This window comes from Romboutsia lituseburensis DSM 797 (assembly GCF_900103615.1).
GTDB classification, from domain to species: Bacteria; Bacillota; Clostridia; order Peptostreptococcales; family Peptostreptococcaceae; genus Romboutsia_F; species Romboutsia_F lituseburensis.
In genome coordinates this window covers 352387-367338 of sequence record NZ_FNGW01000004.1, presented here as the reverse complement: position 1 = coordinate 367338, position 14952 = coordinate 352387, and the positions used below count along the sequence as shown (strand labels likewise).

The 14952-nt window shown below is 28.3% G+C and carries 14 protein-coding genes and 1 riboswitch; of the genes, 1 reads left to right on the top strand and 13 read right to left on the bottom strand.

The window, feature by feature from the left end; translation table 11 throughout:
- The first annotated feature begins 131 nt into the window (after window positions 1–131).
- A riboswitch (glycine riboswitch) is annotated at window positions 132–220 on the top strand.
- Window positions 221–519: 299 nt separating this feature from the next.
- Complete coding sequence (locus BLP75_RS10065) at window positions 520–1902, top strand: alanine/glycine:cation symporter family protein (RefSeq protein ID WP_092725766.1); 1383 nt, start codon at window positions 520–522, stop codon at window positions 1900–1902.
- A 132-nt stretch (window positions 1903–2034) separates the two neighbouring features.
- Here BLP75_RS10065 and BLP75_RS10060 read toward each other — a convergent pair whose 3' ends face one another.
- From BLP75_RS10060 to tenA, 13 genes are all read right to left on the bottom strand, one after another.
- A complete protein-coding gene (locus tag BLP75_RS10060) occupies window positions 2035–3186 on the bottom strand; it encodes a D-alanyl-D-alanine carboxypeptidase family protein (protein ID WP_092725764.1) in 1152 nt (383 codons plus the stop codon).
- A 254-nt stretch (window positions 3187–3440) separates the two neighbouring features.
- A complete protein-coding gene (locus BLP75_RS10055; RefSeq protein ID WP_092725762.1) occupies window positions 3441–4007 on the bottom strand; it encodes a hypothetical protein in 567 nt (188 codons plus the stop codon).
- Window positions 4008–4071: 64 nt separating this feature from the next.
- Window positions 4072–4791 (bottom strand): serine/threonine protein kinase, encoded by a 720-nt coding sequence (locus BLP75_RS10050; protein ID WP_092725760.1) that lies wholly within the window; start codon window positions 4789–4791, stop codon window positions 4072–4074.
- Window positions 4792–4816: 25 nt separating this feature from the next.
- Window positions 4817–5092, bottom strand: coding sequence for a hypothetical protein (locus BLP75_RS10045; RefSeq protein WP_092725758.1), 276 nt, complete (start codon window positions 5090–5092; stop codon window positions 4817–4819).
- Window positions 5093–5256: 164 nt separating this feature from the next.
- Window positions 5257–7605, bottom strand: a complete 2349-nt coding sequence (locus tag BLP75_RS18510; RefSeq protein ID WP_278335054.1) for a pectate lyase-like adhesive domain-containing protein — start codon at window positions 7603–7605, stop codon at window positions 5257–5259.
- 23 nt (window positions 7606–7628) lie between these two features.
- A complete protein-coding gene (locus tag BLP75_RS10035) occupies window positions 7629–8984 on the bottom strand; it encodes a hypothetical protein (protein ID WP_092725756.1) in 1356 nt (451 codons plus the stop codon).
- Between the two features lie 184 nt (window positions 8985–9168).
- Window positions 9169–10926, bottom strand: a complete 1758-nt coding sequence (locus BLP75_RS18505; protein WP_139149835.1) for a hypothetical protein — start codon at window positions 10924–10926, stop codon at window positions 9169–9171.
- 218 nt (window positions 10927–11144) lie between these two features.
- Window positions 11145–11987: a CPBP family intramembrane glutamic endopeptidase gene (locus BLP75_RS10025; protein ID WP_092725755.1), complete on the bottom strand. Its 843-nt coding sequence runs from the start codon at window positions 11985–11987 to the stop codon at window positions 11145–11147.
- Window positions 11988–12017: 30 nt separating this feature from the next.
- A complete protein-coding gene (locus tag BLP75_RS10020; RefSeq protein WP_092725754.1) occupies window positions 12018–12305 on the bottom strand; it encodes a hypothetical protein in 288 nt (95 codons plus the stop codon).
- A 1-nt stretch (window position 12306) separates the two neighbouring features.
- A complete protein-coding gene (locus tag BLP75_RS10015; protein ID WP_092725752.1) occupies window positions 12307–12606 on the bottom strand; it encodes a DUF2089 family protein in 300 nt (99 codons plus the stop codon).
- 166 nt (window positions 12607–12772) lie between these two features.
- Window positions 12773–13450, bottom strand: coding sequence for a midas domain-containing protein (locus BLP75_RS10010; protein WP_092725750.1), 678 nt, complete (start codon window positions 13448–13450; stop codon window positions 12773–12775).
- A 216-nt stretch (window positions 13451–13666) separates the two neighbouring features.
- Complete coding sequence (gene thiT / locus BLP75_RS10005; RefSeq protein ID WP_092725748.1) at window positions 13667–14263, bottom strand: energy-coupled thiamine transporter ThiT; 597 nt, start codon at window positions 14261–14263, stop codon at window positions 13667–13669.
- A complete protein-coding gene (gene tenA, locus BLP75_RS10000) occupies window positions 14256–14930 on the bottom strand; it encodes a thiaminase II (RefSeq protein WP_092725746.1) in 675 nt (224 codons plus the stop codon). The genes thiT and tenA overlap by 8 nt, the downstream gene beginning before the upstream one ends.
- Between the last annotated feature and the right edge of the window lie 22 nt (window positions 14931–14952).

Sequence of the window (14952 nt, the reverse complement as noted above, 5' to 3'; positions counted from 1 at the left end):
TAATATTATAGATAGTGAATAATGCTAACATAATTAAATACCCGTTTGAAGCTTTATAGAAGAGTTGTTAATTTTAACACACCGACGGAGTCGCACTCTCAGGTACTTTTTCTAAAGTAGGACTGTAAAGTTTAGGGAACTCTGGAGAGACCTATTATAGGCGCCGAAGGGGCAAGGCAATACTGCTCAATCTCTCAGGCAAAAGGACAGGGATTATAAACTATTTTTTAGTACTTTTTTGGTACTCATTTATAGTACGTTCGTTTATCCAGAGCTAAATCTAATATTAGATTTAGCTTTTATTATTTTATAACAAAATCTTATTTCAAAATTAATTGTATTACAAAGTTTAATCTTATTCTAAGATTTTTAAAGTATGATTTTGTTTAAATGTTATTTTCTAAGGATAAACTTTATTTCTTCATTCCTGTCAATTAATTCATTTTACTCCAAAGATTTATTTAGCTTAAAATTTTAAATTGTTTAATTTCTTAAACAATGATACAAGGGGTGTTCTTTATGAATTTAATTGATGTTTTAAACTCTGTGGACTCATTTATATGGGGACCACCATTACTAGTATTATTAGTTGGTACTGGTATCTTATTTACTTTCAGACTTGGATTTTTACAAATCACTAAACTTCCAACTGCATTAAGATTAATTTTTAAGGCTGAAAACAGTGGAAATGGAGATATTTCTAGTTTCTCAGCGCTATGTACAGCACTTGCTGCTACTGTTGGTACTGGTAACATCGTTGGTGTTGCTACTGCTATAAAGGTAGGTGGACCAGGAGCACTATTTTGGATGTGGCTTGCAGCATTCTTTGGTATGGCAACTAAGTATGCTGAAGGTGTGTTGGCTATAAAATATAGAACTAAGGATGAAAATGGTCAAACATCTGGAGGTCCTATGTATTATATAGTTAATGGTCTAGGACAAAAGTATAAGCCGCTTGCAATATTCTTTGCTATAAGTGGTATTTTAGTGGCATTACTTGGGATAGGTACATTTACTCAAGTTAACTCTATAACAGATTCTATAAATGGTAGCTTTGGAATAGATCCAAGAATTACTGGTATTATATTAACTTTAATAGTGGCTTTAGTTATATTTGGTGGAATTCAAAATATATCTAAGGTGGCAACAGCTATAGTTCCATTTATGTCTGGTATATATATCTTTATGTGTTTATTAATTGTATTTACTTCATTTAATAAAATCCCAGCTACATTTACACTTATATTTGATGGTGCATTTAATTCAACGGCTGCTGTAGGTGGTTTTTTAGGTTCGAGTGTTGCTATGGCTATTAGAAATGGTATAGCTCGTGGTGTATTTTCAAATGAATCAGGACTTGGTAGTGCCCCAATTGCTGCTGCGGCTGCTAAAACTAATTGGCCAGCAGAACAAGGTCTTATTTCTATGACTGGTACTTTCATAGACAGTTTAATTATATGTTCACTTACTGGTTTTTCTATTATATTATCAGGGGTTTGGACTGGAGATTTAAACGGTGCTCTTATGACACAGTCTGCTTTTGAAAGTGTACTTCCTAATGTAGGTCCTTTATTTTTAACTCTTAGCTTAAGTTTATTTGCTTTTACAACTATACTTGGTTGGAGTTATTATGGAGAAAGATGTTTTGAGTTCTTATTTGGTACTAAAGGTATAAAAGGATATAGATTAGTATTTGTTTTGATGGTTCTTTTAGGTTCTTTCTTGAAATTAGAAATGGTATGGATAATTGCAGATATAGTTAATGGTCTTATGGCTATTCCAAATTTAATTGCCTTGATATTACTTATGCCTGTTGTTGTTAAGGAGACAAAGCTTTATATGTCTCATATTAATTCTATTAATAAAGAAGTGTTTGAAGAATATAATGATAATGCTATTTAGGTAAAAATTTATTGTACTAAATCTACTTTAGTTTGTGATAGTCACATTTATAATAGTAGTTTTGGTTTTATATATTAAAATAGCTATTGCAAAGTGATTCCCATAATCATTTTGCAATAGCTTTATTTTATATTATTGATTGTTTATTATTTCAGTAGCAACTCCATTTGAGTCTATTTCCCATCCATCAATAACTGTATTTGCTACCATGTCTCCATTTGTATTGAAGTAATACCACTCATTTGATATTTTCTTCCATCCTGTTACCATATCTCCATCTGCATTGAAGTAGTACCATTCATTTGATATCTTCTTCCATCCTGTTTCCATGTCTCCATCTACATTGAAGTAGTACCATTTATCTGATAATCTCTTCCATCCTATTTGCATATCTCCATCTGCATTGAAGTAGTACCATTTATCTGATATTTTCTTCCAGTCTGTCACCATATCTCCATCTGCATTGAAGTAATACCATTTACCTGATATTTGCTTCCATCCTGTTTCCATATCTCCATCTATATTAAAGTAATACCATTTGTTTGATATTTTTTTCCATCCTGTTGATATTTGTCCATTAGTATTTAAATAGTACCACTTGCCTGATGATTTTTTCCATCCTGATACTGGCTTATTTTCTGTATAATAATACCATGTGTTATCAGCTTGATACCATCCATTTTTGTATACTCCTAAATATTCTTCTAAACATAATCCTGAATTATATATCTTTTTAGCTAAGTCTGTCCCAACATATCTAAAATGCCATGGCTCATACATATATCCTGTTATGTGTTCTTTATTTTTATCGTATCTTAGTATAAATCCATATTTATATGAATTGTCTCTAAGCCATTTACCTTCTGCTGTATTAGCAAATTTTTGAGATGCATTTAAGCTAGAATTGCTTCCACCTATATCAAATGCAAGTCCCGTTTGATGCTCACTATATCCTGCTCTTGCAGAGTACTTATCTGCTTTTGCTTGTCCATCTCTTTTTACATAGTTGTTGTATAATCTATCTTGATAAGCATAATTCCTAAATGTACTAAATGCATTTAATTGTAAACTATTTTTTTCAGCTTCTCTTTTCATATTTTCAAAAGCATTTCTAGCTTCTCTGTTTTCACCTGGATTATAATCTTTAGGTAGGCCATATTGCTTGTTTACTAATAATACCCCGTTTATATATGTAATCTTTTCAGCAGCGTTAGATTTTACTACACCAAAATTCATAGCTATCATTATAATAGCTAAAATTATAATACTTTTACGTCTATTCATCCAATCTCTCCTTTTACTTCTTTGTTTCCTTTTTTAACCCTTACTTTAAATATTCTACTACAACATAACTGCTTTTTCTATAAAATCTCCTTTTTTTCTTTGTATTATCTACTATTTTTACATTTTACTTTCTTTTTTTGATAATAAAAAAGAGTTATACTTCGTATAGAAATTAACTCTTTTTTTATTAAAACTGAATATGAGATATTTGTTTTATACTCATATTATTTATTAAATATATAATATATAAATTTTTAATGTTCTTCGAATATATCTTGAATGAATCTTTCAAAATTTTCTTTTTGGCTACATTTATTACCAATATAAACTTCTTCAGATGTTAATATTTTATTTAAAGTTTTAGGTTTTAAAGATGGCATTGAATAAAATTTATTTTTTTGTGTTAAATCTTTTAGTGTTTGGCCTATATAAAAAAGAGATTCATAATATCTACCATTTGAAAATCCTAATGTTTTTTTATAATATGGACGTTTACTAGCGAAAAATAAAGATTTAGCAAGCCATCCTTTATTAGCAAATCCATCTATTGTTGTGTCAGTTAATACAAAGTTTAAATAAGGTGTAAACTCAGTAAATTTACCATTTCTAGTTTTTATTCCTAAAATAGGATACCATAACCCTTTAGTTTTTCCATTGTTAGTCCCTGATGAACTATAAAATGCGAGTGTAACTCTTTCTACTGAATAAAAATATTTAATATCTACATCTATTAATCCTATCCTTCTAAAATGCCTAGTGGTATATATATTTGTTCTAAAAGAATCTTCATAAATTTTCAATATACCGTTTGAATTTATCATATTTTTAACCACCTATATACTGATATAATACAAGCCATGTATAAATACATGGCTTATAGAAAAATTAAATTAAACTACTGATAATCTTAAGGTCATTTTCAATCTCTTCTATATTATTATATTCCCCATCCATACCCATAAGTTTTTTTAAAAAAGTTCTTTCATATTGATTTAAATCTAATTCTTCAAACCATGGCTTTTCTTCATCTATTTCTGATTCAGGGTAATATGATGTATAATACAAATGAATTAAAAAATCACTTAAATACCAATAATCTATTTCTTTTAAATACCTCTTATTGTCTATATATCTAGCTAATCCAAAGTCTATTAAAACTAATTCACCATTTTTTCTAACTATTACATTTGGGAGTCTTATATCTCTATGAACTATATTATTTTCATGTAATATCTTCATAATTGATATAAGTTGATTAGCAATGGTATATATTTCTTTTCTTGAAAATTCATATTCATGTCTCACTACTAAATCTTCAAAGTTGTTACCTTCGATATATTCCATTATATAGCCTTGTGTATTATTATTTTTAAAAGTTGATATAAGTTTAGGAAATTGAGGGTTATTTAAATTTTGCATAATATTTGCTTCATAAAATACTTTTTTAGGGTATTTTTCTAGCATATCTTCTTTTAATTGTTTTATTACAACTTTGTTCAGATCTTTGTCCTGTGCAAGATATACTATCCCATATCTACCTTCTCCAATAATTTTTATTATAGTGTAATTATTTATTTGTTCTCCTCGCTCATAATGTTTATCCATTTATAAACATCTTCAGTCAATCATTTTATAAGTCTCTACTGTAACTGTAACTATAGCTATAACTGTAACTATCTCCAACATTAATATCACTATATCCATAGCTATAAGATTTACTATTTTGAGATTGGCTCGTACTATATGAGTTATTATCTTGAGATTGACTTGCACTATATGAGTTATTGTCTTGAGATTGGCTTGCACTATATGAATTGCTGTTTGATTGGTTTGACTTACTATGAGATTTTTTTGATTTTTTATAATAATTTTTCCCTTTACATGATTGTGATTTTAAATATCCCATACTTACACCTCTTTATTAAATTTTAATAACTATAAGTTGATTTATAGTTAGTCTATTATATGCATGTTAACCTCATTATTCTACAAAATTCAACATTTTAGTTTGAAAATTAATAAAAATATCCCCTATATAAAGTATTTTTTATATAGGGGATATTTAGTTTATTATTTTATTTTAGTTGCAACTCCACTTGAGTTTATTTTCCATCCATCTATTACTGTATTTTTAGCCATTGCTCCACTTCCATACATATAGTACCATTTACCTGATATTTTTTGCCATCCTGTTTTCATTGCTCCACTGCCATCTAAATAATACCATGTTCCACTTAAATCTATCCATCCTGTTGCCATAGATCCACTAGATCTTAAGTAATACCATGTTCCGTTTACTTTTTCCCATCCTGTTGCCATTGCTCCACTTGGTCTTAGGTAGTACCATGTTCCATTTAAGTTTTTCCATCCTGTTTCCATTGCTCCACTACCATTTAAGTAATACCATGTTCCATGTACCATTTTCCAGCCTGTTTGCATTTTACCATCTTCACCTAGATAGTACCATTTGTTAGCATCCTTTAGCCAACCTTTGCTCTTTATTCCATTTTTATAGTAATACCATACTTTATTTTCTTGCTTCCAACCATTTTTATTGTTTTCAGGTAATTTGGGTTCAGATCCTACTCTATTTATAGTGTTATAATACGCTGTTCCATCCTTATCCATAGAACTATTTAATATATTATTTTTATCATATACTTCTGTATAAACTCCACTTTGCTTAGACACTATTGTATATGTATCTCCTATTTGTTTTAAATCTCCATTTACATATAGTCTAGCCATTTGTTTTGTATAATCCATTTCTAATAAAATAGCTTCTGTTTTATTTGTTTCTATTGTTACATTCCCTTCTATAATAACTTTAGAATTACCTTGTATGCTTAGTGGTCTTCCACTTTTATTTTTTATATTTACATTTTTTAAAGTTAGATTTTCATTAGACACCCATATTGTACTTGCATAATCAACTAATTTCGTCATTGTATTATCTATATCTACATTAGTTATTTTTACATCTGAATCTAGTCTACTTACATCTATTTGTGCATTTATCAATTTGCAATTTTCTATATTAACTGCACTTATACTACAATTTACTACTGTACTATTTTTTATACTTTGTCCTGTCATTGCTATACCATTTTCTATAGTACAGTTTTCTATATAAACCTTATCAGAATTCATCCTAATGCTATTAAAATCTATATTAGTTATGTCTAATCCTTTATTACATTTTACATCAAAAAAAATATAAGCATCAAATTTATAAGATATTTTTGGCTTATTAGTTGATGATTTTCCTACTATTTTTTTATATTCACCTTCTATTTTTATCATACTATAAATTTCTTTTTTAGATATTTCTATATCATTTAATACTATTATTTCTTGCACCTTTGGATTTTCTAATGCTGCCACTAATTCATCATCTGTTGATACTTCCTTTGTTAATTCCATACTTGAATCTGGTAGTTTAGGTGTATTTCCTGTTCTCAATGATGTATTATAGTATCCGCTACCTCCACTATCTAATCCTTTTGATAATATATTTGATTTATCATATACCTCAGTATAATCTCCATCATTTTTAGCTTTTATTGTATATGTATCTCCTACTTGTTTTAGTTTTCCATTTACATATAGTCTAGATTTATTGTCATTTGAAGAACCTTCTAACGATATGGCTTCTGTTTTATTTGTTTCTATTTTTACATCGCCTTCTATAACAACATCAGATTTACCCTCTATTTTTATTCCTTTTCCATATTTATTTTTTATATTTACATTTTCTAAAGTTAGATTTTCATTACCAACAATTATTGTACTTTCATCATATTTTAAATCTGTATTTGTATTGTCTATATCTACATTTATTATCTTAGCATCTGAATCAAGTTTTCTTTCATCTATTTGTGTGTTTATTAATTTACTATCGTCTAGCCATTCTGTACTCATTGCACTATTTTCTATAGTACATTTTTTTATGTAATTTGCTCTAATACTAGTATTTTTAATATTTGAATTCTCTATATTTAGATCCCATCCTATTATTTCAACGTTATCTATATTTACATTTTTTATAGATGCGCTTTGATAAAATGAAATACAAGCCTCACTGTCTTTATTACCTATAGATGATATTGTATATTTATTAGTTGACGATTCAGATATTATTTCTTTTGATTTACCTTCTACTTTGATTTTTGTTTGATTTTCTTGTTTAGATATTTTTATGTTATTTTTTAATATTATCTTTTGAACTGAAGGATCTTTTAGAGCTGATATTAATTCATCTTCATCTTTTACCCCTACTTCACTACTTCTTGCCTCATTAGTTTGAGCTACATAGCTCTTTGGATTTTCTAACGCGTATGTTTTGCTTACATTGTATGTACTTACTCCTAATGCAGCTATACTTAGCCCTAATATCACGGATTTTTTTAACTTTCTCATATGTTTCCCCCTATAACTCTTTACTACATTATTTTAGTTGCAACTCCACTTGAGTTTATTTTCCAACCATCTATTACTGTGTTTGCAGCCATTTTTCCATTAGCATACATGTAGTACCATTGACCTTCTATGTTTTGCCACCCTGTTTGCATTTGATAATTAAGTCTCCAATTAACATCTCCTAAACTTATTTTATATAAGTACCAATAGTTATCAAGTAAAACCCATTTGTACGTTTTATCCTTATCTTGGTTACAATCTAAAGCTTTCTCATAGTTAGGATACTCCTCTTTAGTGTATATTGCATATCCACCATCCGATTTATATACTATAATTTTACAAAAAGGTAAATATCTATTATTACCTTCAAAAACATTGCCCTCTTTTTTGTCTAGTTTCTCTATGAAGTATCTATCATATTCTGGCTCCATACCTGGACAATCAGATTCTATAGATATACCTTTAATATCTTCACCATTTTTCACTTCTATTTTTATTTTATCTCCTAAGTAACATATATTTTTTATAGGATTTTCATATTTCTGGGCATCAAAGCTATATTTTTGTAAAGCTTCTTTATCTGTAATTACTGGTGTGTATCTTTCATAAAAATCATTTTCATATACCCCAACTTCAATTAGCTTACTATTACCTTCATAAGGTATTGCTCCACTTTCAGTATAATGAGGAACATAAGGCTTTGGATAGTATGGTTCTAAACCGTATCCTAGATAGCCTTCATAAATCCCTTTGTCACTATTGTATGTTAGACAAATTTTATACTCTCCACCAGAAACATTATTATTTGCAAACTTAAGACCTATACGTTTTGGCATGCTACCATTTGTATTCTTTATGTCTAACTTTGCACTTACCTTAACTTTATCTCCTACAGATAAAGTTTCTTTTTTTTCAATATCAAGGTTTAATAACTCAGCCTTTTTTGTATCAATATCAAATTTTCTAAAGGTATTTTCATTAGCTTCATTTCTAATATAAGTTTTTTTCAATACCTTTGTATAGTGTACTACTATCTTTTGAGGCTTAGTGTTAGTTATAACTCCATCAAATGATTTACTATATTTGTCGTAAGTAAACTTATTTCCATCTACTATAATATAGTCTACATCTTTATTTGAAATTTCTACGCTAGCATTAACCGGCTTAAATAGTTCATATATACCATCTTTATTTTTAATGGTTACATTAGATATAATCGAATCTAAACTTATTGAGTCTGGATCAAATGCTCTATGTAAAATTACCCCTTTTGTATTATTTTCTTGTGCATATATACTAGTTTCTTCTAGCCACATTAAGCATGATGCACTTATAAGTGTTATTGCTAATACACTTTTACATTTTGATTTTAATAACATCTTTATTCCTCCCCCTATTTTGCTCACTTATATTATAGTAACATATTTGTTAATTTTTGGTAATATTGTGTTCTGCTTTCTAACTATCTTTTACCTTACTATTTTATAAATAAAAAAGAGTATTTCTAAATGAATTTTATCATTTATAAAACACTCTTTTTCTAGTTTAATGAATTTATATTACTTATTTTATTTTAGTTGCAACTCCGCTTGAGTTTATTCTCCAACCATCTATTACTGTATTTTTAGCCATTGCTCCGCTTCCATACATATAGTACCATTTACCTGATATTTTTTGCCATCCTGTTTTCATTGCACCACTGCCATCTAGATAATACCATGTTCCACTTAAATCTATCCAACCCGTTGCCATTGCTCCACTTGATTTTAAGTAGTACCATGTTCCGTTTACTTTTTGCCAGCCTGTTTTCATTGCCCCACTACCATCTAAGTAATACCATGTTCCATTTACTTTTTCCCAGCCTTTTTGCATCGCTCCACTGCCATCTAGATAATACCATATTCCATCTACCATTTTCCAGCCTGTTGCCATTTTTCCACTGTCTTCTAAATAGTACCATGTTCCGTTTACTTTTTCCCAGCCTGTTGCCATTTTTCCATCAGATTTTAAGTAGTACCACTTATTGTCTACAAGCTTCCAGCCTGTTTGCATCTTGTAATTAGCTTTGCCTTGAGATTGACTTATTTCATATAAATACCATTTATCATCTAGCATAACCCATTTGTGCTTTCTTTTTGCATCGTCATTAGGCTGTAGAGTTTGTACATAATTAGGATAATCTTTTTTATCATATATTGCATATCCACCATTAGATTTGTATACTATTACTTTACATACTCGTTCATCATAAAGATTTATAATAGAACTATCTCCTTCAAAGATATTTCCTTCTTTTTTATTAAGCTTAACTATATGATATCTATCTTTAAAATCATGAAATGCTGAATTATCATATTCTATAGCTATACTCTCAATATCATCAGCATTTTTTACATCTGCTTTTATTTTATCACCTAAGTAATATATATTTTTTATAGGATTTTCATATTTTTGTGCACTAAAACTATACTTTTGTAAAGCTTCTTTATCTTTAATTACTGATTCATATATTTCATAAAAATCAGCTACATATACACCTACTTCAATTAATTTGCTCTCACCATCATAAGGGATTCCACCTTTTTCAGTATAATGAAATACAGGTGTATCATCACGAGGTGGTTCTAGGCCATATCCTAGATATCCTTCATATACGTCTTTATCTTTATTGTAGACTAAAGAAATTATGTACTCACCTTTAGGAGCATTGCTATTTGCAAACTTAAGCCCTATACGCCATGGCATTTTATCAGCTGTATTTTTCATGTTTAATTTTGCACTTACCTTAACTTTATCTCCTACAGATAAATTTTCTGTTTTTTCAATATCAAGGCTTAATAACTCTAATTTTTTCACGTCAACATCAAACTTTTTAAAAGTATTTTCATTGTTTGTATCTCTAGTGTATATTTTTTTCAATCCATTCTTATAATATACTACTATAGTTTCTATCTTTTTATTGCCAATAGTCCCCTCAAATAAATTACTATCTTTGTTATAGTAGAAACTACTTCCATTTACATTTATGTACTCTACATTTTCATTTGTAATCTCTACACCAACCTTAGCATATTGGAATGGTTCGTATATACTATCTCCATTTTCAATAATTACATTAGATATTATTGACTCTAGACTTATTTTATCTGGATCAAGTACTCTAGATACGTTCCCTTCTTTATTTTCTGTCTCAGATACTTGTTTTGCTTGCGATACTTGATCTTCTTGTGCATATGCATTGATAGCTTCTACGCTCATCATACATGATGCAGTTATCAGCGTTATGGCTAATACACTTTTACATTTTGATTTTAATAACATATTTTTTCTCCCTCTTACTTTTTATACACATTTCCCCTATGTATTTGATTCACATTCTGCTTAATTATATCAAATGATTTTTGATTAGTTATCAAATTCATAAAATTACCTATAATTACCTAATGATTTATAAATTAAAAGTTTTATTTTTTTAACCTTTTTATATTAAATTAAAAAAAGTATGAACTTTACAAGTCCATACTTTTAAAAATCAATTATTAAATTTCACTATAACTTTTAAGTATATTCTCTTCGCTGTTTTTCTCAGGGAAATTTACTTTTATATACTTAAATAAATATCTAAAAGAAAATACCAACCCTAATATCCCTACAAAAATATATATAGTACTTTCTATATTAGATATAGATGCATTTTGATTTGCAAAAAACATTGAAAACACTGTAGCTATGAAATATAAAAAGTTATAACACATATGAGTTATGGTGCTTATCAAAATATTGTTATATTTTAAGTATATCAATGAGAAAATTACACCTGCTATAAATGAAAAAACATGCCCAAGGCCTGGATGAAGTATTGCAAATACAATAGATGATAAGATTATCCCCTTACGAACCCCAAATTTAAAAGAAATTCTACGAAGTAGTATTCCTCTAAATACAATCTCTTCAACAATTGGTGCTAATATAACTGTGAAAGTGAATAAAAATACAGTTGAGATAAAGCTTAATTTTTCTACAGGTTCAGATAGCATAGAGTCTACAATCTCAGGATTAATTTTATATATTATAGATATAACTACTGCACAAATAGAAAAAACCATAACTAAATCTATTATTGAAAGAGTTATTACTTCTTTATAATTTACTTTTAGTTTAAAGCTATTAAAAGTATCTATATAATCATCTTTTATTATTTTAAATTTAAAAATAAAATATATTAACATTGTACTATTAACAACTGTCATCCAAAAGTTTTCATCTAAAAAGCTTTTATCTTTTAAAACCTCTACTTCTGATATCGTTCCTATAGCAATTGTTATAGCTATATAAATAAAAATTAGTTTAAATAAACTTATTTTATCAAAATATCGTTCCAATTATATCCCCTCTTTGCTTAACACGTATTATTACTTAATATCATGTATTTTCATTTTATTTAGTTCTTCATTTATTCTCTTTTTAACTGACTCTCTTCCCTCTGCCCAAACACACATTAAAGTTAAAAACATTATTATACATGCTGGTATTAGAGAATGAGTAGTTTTTGAATGACTAAAATAAATTAACCAAATTGAAAATCCTAACCATATAATAGGTAAAAATCCACCTATAACCCATTTTTTTCTAGTACTTAAATATTGTTGTGTAGCTAATACAACAATCGCTACAATAATTGATATAAAAAATTTAAACATATTATTTTTCCTCCTTTTCTTCTTTGTATTTTTCAATAATCATTTTTGCAGTTTCTAAGTCAATTTTAGAATCAATTGCTAGACCTTTTATAAATGTACAAAACGGTTGTTGTTCTTGCTTATCATTTAGATTTATCTTTTGAATTAATTTATCTAAACGAAGTCTAACAGTTGGATAAGAAACTTCATATAACTTAGATATTTCCTTTAATGATCCAGATGTTATTATAAAATTTTTTATAAAATTTAAATCTTCTTGGTCTAACGCTAATATCCATTGCGGTAAATTTTTTTCGTCCATAGTCTTCCCCTTAATTTTATTTACATTTTTTTCCATTAAATCTTTAACAATATTAATTGTAGCTTTAACTTTATTAAAGTTCAAGTGTAATTTTTAATTACTAATGAATTTTTTATCTATTTCTAAAAAAAAGAGCTATCTCTATATAGAGATAGCTCTTTAATAATTATCTATAAAAAACATCTATAAATGGTGCATGATCAAATACCTCTTCATCACTACCATCAACTAAAACTTTAACACCTTTTATCCAATCCCCTTGGTAATCTCTTTGTAATAAAGTCTCTATTATAGCTGCTTGAGATATAGCTCCACCAGTTGACCCTGCAAAGTGTTTAGCCCACTTTTGTTGGTCTACTAAGTTTACAGTAGCTATACCATTATTGTCTATTGATTGTAAAACCATTTGTACATCATCTTTAAAGTAGTCATCTTTTAAAGCTGATATTAACTGATTTATTTTTTCTTCTTTTGAAGCACTGTTTTTTATTTTTATAGTTTCAAATTCAACTATTTTATCAGTGTCTTCTTCTTTTGCTGTGTATATTTTAAAATCTGTTGTTTCTGATTTTTCTTCTTTTTTATCTTCTTGACCATTTAAGTTCTTTTTAGGTTCTTCTTTTTTATCTTGAGTATTTTCTGTTTGTTCTTTGTCTTTATTTTCGTCCTCTTTTTGTGTATCATCAGTTTTGTTATTATCATCTGTTGCGTTATCTTTTGGCGAATCTATATTTTCTTGTACTTGATTATTATCTTTTTTAGTTTCAGTAGTAGTTGATTGATTTGCACATCCTACTAAAGTTAAACTCATCATTAATGCCAGTAAACTCACTTTTAGTTTCATCAGTTTATTCTCCTTTTTATTAAAATTCGCTTCGCTTAAGCCACCCGCGTGGGCGCTACACCTCATGTCGCCAACGACTTAGTCCGTTGCTTAAAATTCGCTACTTTTATTAAGCTTAAACTAATGATACCAAATTTTGCAAAATAAGTATTTACAATAAAATAACAATATTCTTACAATTTATTTACAATTCGCTAATTTATGTCATGTGCGTATCTATTGTAAACTTGCAACTTTTCTTAAATTAGCTAATGGAAGTACTGCCATTATACCTACACAAAGTACTCCTTCTACTCCATGACCTGAGAAGTTGTATAAGAATGAATAAAGTACAGGATTCATTCCTTCTGGTGCAAATTGTCCAAAGAAAAATACTCCAGACAAAAAGTGAGATGTTGTATTTAATAATATTGCAGCCAAACTACCAAATATAATTCTTTTCTTATCATCTTTTCCAAACATATCGCTAAGCCCTAGTGCCATATCAGGAATAGTATAATCTAATATAACTTGAGCAGGATGCATTATATATCCACCCATTAATAAGCTTATAGTTCCTGTGATAAGACCTGCTGTAAGTCCTGCCTCTCTTGAATATAAAACTGATACCAATAACAATGGTAGCATTGAGAACATGTTAATTCCTCCACCTTGAGGGTATCTTACAAATGGAATTAATGATAGTATATAACTCATTGCACTAAACATTGCTATTACAACCATTTCTTTTGTTTTAAATTTATACTTTCTCATTTTTAAAACATATAAAGCTAATGGTATTATGCACACTACAAGCAATATACTATTAAACATAAGCTAGTTCACTCCCCTCATATGCCATATGCCAAAAGTCCATTTCATATATACTAGCTTTTCTAAATATACTTATAAGGTTTCTTTCTTCTTCCTCGCTTAGGTCTTTACATATTTCATTAGTAAAATCTATCCACTCATTTGTAAACTTAGTATATCCTTCACTACTATAAGCTTCTATCCAACTTTTATAAAAACTATCTTCCATAAATTCTTTATAGTTTTCTTTTAATTTAAGACCTATATAGTTATAACTCCATGTGCAAGGAAGTATCACAGATATTATTTCCTTAGCCCCACCTGCTAATGATACATTTTTCATATAGCTTGTATAACTTTCATTGTTTTTGTGATACTCATATTTTTCTATTTCATCCATATTTTCTCCAAAACCTTTTAGATATGAAATATGGTTGGCTGTTTCATCATTTAATATCCCATCAGCACCTTCATAAAACATATTCATCTCTCTTATAGTGTTGCTTTTCACAACCCCCATGCAGTACACTTTTGTATATTCTTTTAAGTATAAATAATCTTGTATAAGGTATTTTCTAAATTTCTCTTTATCTAAAGTTCCTTCTCCTATTTCCTTTAAAAAAGGATGCTCTAAATAACTTTCCCAAATATCTTTGCTTCCCTCAAATAAACGCTCAGTAAATAACATCTCTATCTCTCCCTTTTATATA

What these genes read in the sequence shown, in the direction of transcription:
- BLP75_RS10010 (WP_092725750.1), bottom strand. Translation starts at nt 13,450, where the DNA reads ATGAAACTAAAAGTGAGTTTACTGGCATTAATGATGAGTTTAACTTTA.
- BLP75_RS10035 (WP_092725756.1), bottom strand. Translation starts at nt 8,984, where the DNA reads ATGTTATTAAAATCAAAATGTAAAAGTGTATTAGCAATAACACTTATA.
- BLP75_RS10020 (WP_092725754.1), bottom strand. Translation starts at nt 12,305, where the DNA reads ATGTTTAAATTTTTTATATCAATTATTGTAGCGATTGTTGTATTAGCT.
- BLP75_RS18510 (WP_278335054.1), bottom strand. Translation starts at nt 7,605, where the DNA reads ATGAGAAAGTTAAAAAAATCCGTGATATTAGGGCTAAGTATAGCTGCA.
- BLP75_RS10045 (WP_092725758.1), bottom strand. Translation starts at nt 5,092, where the DNA reads ATGGGATATTTAAAATCACAATCATGTAAAGGGAAAAATTATTATAAA.
- BLP75_RS10050 (WP_092725760.1), bottom strand. Translation starts at nt 4,791, where the DNA reads ATGGATAAACATTATGAGCGAGGAGAACAAATAAATAATTACACTATA.
- BLP75_RS10015 (WP_092725752.1), bottom strand. Translation starts at nt 12,606, where the DNA reads ATGGACGAAAAAAATTTACCGCAATGGATATTAGCGTTAGACCAAGAA.
- BLP75_RS10065 (WP_092725766.1), top strand. Translation starts at nt 520, where the DNA reads ATGAATTTAATTGATGTTTTAAACTCTGTGGACTCATTTATATGGGGA.
- BLP75_RS18505 (WP_139149835.1), bottom strand. Translation starts at nt 10,926, where the DNA reads ATGTTATTAAAATCAAAATGTAAAAGTGTATTAGCCATAACGCTGATA.
- BLP75_RS10055 (WP_092725762.1), bottom strand. Translation starts at nt 4,007, where the DNA reads ATGATAAATTCAAACGGTATATTGAAAATTTATGAAGATTCTTTTAGA.
- tenA (WP_092725746.1), bottom strand. Translation starts at nt 14,930, where the DNA reads ATGTTATTTACTGAGCGTTTATTTGAGGGAAGCAAAGATATTTGGGAA.
- BLP75_RS10060 (WP_092725764.1), bottom strand. Translation starts at nt 3,186, where the DNA reads ATGAATAGACGTAAAAGTATTATAATTTTAGCTATTATAATGATAGCT.
- thiT (WP_092725748.1), bottom strand. Translation starts at nt 14,263, where the DNA reads ATGTTTAATAGTATATTGCTTGTAGTGTGCATAATACCATTAGCTTTA.